This window comes from Rhodococcus sp. EPR-157 (genome assembly GCF_001647195.1).
Classification (GTDB): domain Bacteria; phylum Actinomycetota; class Actinomycetes; order Mycobacteriales; family Mycobacteriaceae; genus Rhodococcoides.
The window spans coordinates 1-2,629 of record NZ_LVCV01000383.1; the positions used below are offsets into that span (position 1 = coordinate 1).

The window sequence follows — 2,629 nt, forward strand, 5'->3', positions numbered from 1 at the left end:
TTGCCCTACTTCTGGTGCTGGCGACGGACGCAGCGTTCAAGCGCGGGCTGCGACCGATCCCGGCAGTCTGGTCCATCGCTTTGGCCTTGGCACTCGTCCCGCTGCTTCCGACACCCCTGCAGGTAGTGGAGAGAACCGCGACGCCACAGTTCTTCGCGAGCGGTGACTGGAAGAACTACGTCGACGACGGTTCAGTGGTCACTGTTCCGTTGCCTCGCCCAGAGGATGCGCGGCCGCTGCGATGGCAGATCGAAGCCGACATGAGCTTCCCGCTCGCAGGTGGCTACTTCGTCGGACCGAGCGACACCGAGGAAAAGACAGCCAAGTACGGCGCAGTGGACCGCCCGACCGCGTTGCTCCTCGGATCCGTCCGTAACTCGGGAACAGTTCCGGAGATCACAGCCGAGCAGCAAGCCGACGCCCGCGCCGATCTCCAGTTCTGGTCCGCCGACGTCGTGGTGCTTCAACCGGGACGCAACAGCGTCGCACTGCGCAACACCGTCAACGCCCTACTCGGCTTCGAGGCCGAGTACCACGACGGCGTCTGGATCTGGGACGTCCGCACCCTCGTTCCCTGAATGCCTCCCAAGGGTCATTCCGCAGGCTCCACTCCCGCCCCAAGGGTCATTCCGCAGGCTCCACTCCCGCCCCAAGGGTCATTCCGCAGGCTCCACTCCCGCCCCAAGGGTCATTCCGCAGGCTCCACTCCCGCCCCAAGGGTCATTCCGCAGGCTCCACTCCCGCCTCCCCTAACATGATCGAGTGCGTTCCAAACTCGAGTTGAAGACTGCTCGCGTCGGTACAGCCAAGACAGTTGCCATCCTCGCCGGGTTGATCGGAGTGATCCTCGCCCTCGCGACGCCGCTTCTTCCCGTCGAGGAATCGGCCGCGACCATCTCGTGGCCGGCGGAGAGCTTCGGCAGCGTCGAGTCACCGCTGGTGTCCTACACGCCGCTGAGCCTCGAGGCGTCGATCCCGTGCACGGACGCACCGGGCACCCTCGTGTCCACGCTGCCGTCCGGCGCACCGGGCGTCGAAAGCCGCGGACTCGTCGTCAAGGTCACCGACGAGCAGAACCTCCAGGTGATTCTCCGGGATCGGGTTCTGGCCGAGGCCCCTGCAACCGCTGGGTGCGTGGTCACGGTGGACAGCAACTCTGCACGCACGGTGGTGAACGTCGACGGCGAATCCACCACCGTCGACGGCGACGTCAGGCCACAGATGGTGGGTATCTTCACCGACCTGCAGCAGGCCACCCCAGGCCTGAGCGTCACCGCCTCGATCGACTCCCGGTTCTCTTCCAGCCCAACCCTGTTCAAACTTCTCGCGATGATCGTCGGCGCCCTCGCCATCGTCATGTCGCTGTTCGCGCTGCACCGGCTCGACGGTCTCGACGGTCGTCGCGCACGCGGTTTCCTTCCCGCCCGGTGGTGGAAGATCACCGGCGTCGACGCCGTCGTCCTCGGGACACTGCTGCTCTGGCACATCATCGGCGCCAACACCTCCGACGACGGCTACCTGCTCAACATGGCCAGGGTGTCCGAGAACGCCGGATACATGGCCAACTACTTCCGCTGGTTCGGCGTCCCCGAAGCACCGTTCGGGATGCCGTACTACGACATGCTCGCCGCACTGGCGAAGGTCTCCACCGCGAGCGTCTGGATGCGACTACCTGCCCTGCTCGCCGGAATCCTGTGCTGGATGGTGATCAGCCGTGAGGTCGTCCCGCGCCTCGGCCGTGCCGTCCGCTCGTCGAAGGTCGCGCTGTGGACCGGCGGCCTCGTCTTCCTGGCATTCTGGCTGCCCTACGACAACGGCCTTCGCCCGGAACCGGTCATCGCCCTCGGCGCGCTGCTGACATGGTGCTCCATCGAGCGAGCCATCGCTACCGGCCGCCTGCTCCCCGCGGCCATTGCGCTGCTGATCGCCGCGTTCTCCCTCGCCGCCGGTCCGACCGGACTCATCAGTATCGCCGCGTTGCTGGCAGGCGCACGACCGCTCGTACAGATCCTGATTCGCCGCGCACAAACCGTCGGGTTCGCCGCCCTGATCGCACCGCTGATGGCGTCGGGATTTGCTGTTCTGATCGCGATCTTCGCCGACCAAACCGTCGCCACTGTCCTCGAAGCGACCCGGGTGCGGTCGGCAGTCGGCCCGAACGTGGCGTGGTTCGACGAGCGAATCCGTTGGGATTCACTGATGATGATCACTCCCGACGGCTCCCTCGCCCGACGGTTCGGCGTGTTCGTGATGCTGCTGTCCGTCGCGGTATCGGTCTTCGTGATGCTGCGCAAGAACGGACGGATTCCCGGCACAGCGATCGGACCGTCCCGCCGCATTCTCGGAATCATCATCGGCGCACTGGCTTTGATGATGTTCACTCCCACCAAGTGGACTCACCACTTCGGTGTCTACGCCGGTCTCGCGGGATCGGTCGCAGCATTGGCCGCCGTCAGCGTCACGGCCGCGACCATCCGTTCGCCGCGCAATCGGACTTTGTTCACCGCTGCCGTGCTGTTCCTGACGGCGCTGGCCTTCACCGGCTCCAACGGCTGGTGGTACGTCTCCAGCTACGGCATTCCGTGGTTCGACAAACCGCCGTCCATCGCAGGGAAGGGTTTCTCGACGC

The 2,629-nt window shown here is 65.6% G+C and carries 1 protein-coding gene and 1 pseudogene; both read left to right on the forward strand.

The genetic code is table 11. The annotated features are described in order from the left end of the window. Positions 1–578 (forward strand): annotated as a pseudogene (locus A2J03_RS17430) (glycosyl transferase); the annotation flags it as partial. Between the two features lie 184 nt (positions 579–762). Next, the coding region (locus A2J03_RS17435; protein WP_197480837.1) for an arabinosyltransferase domain-containing protein at positions 763–2,629 on the forward strand (1,867 nt) is incomplete at its 3' end.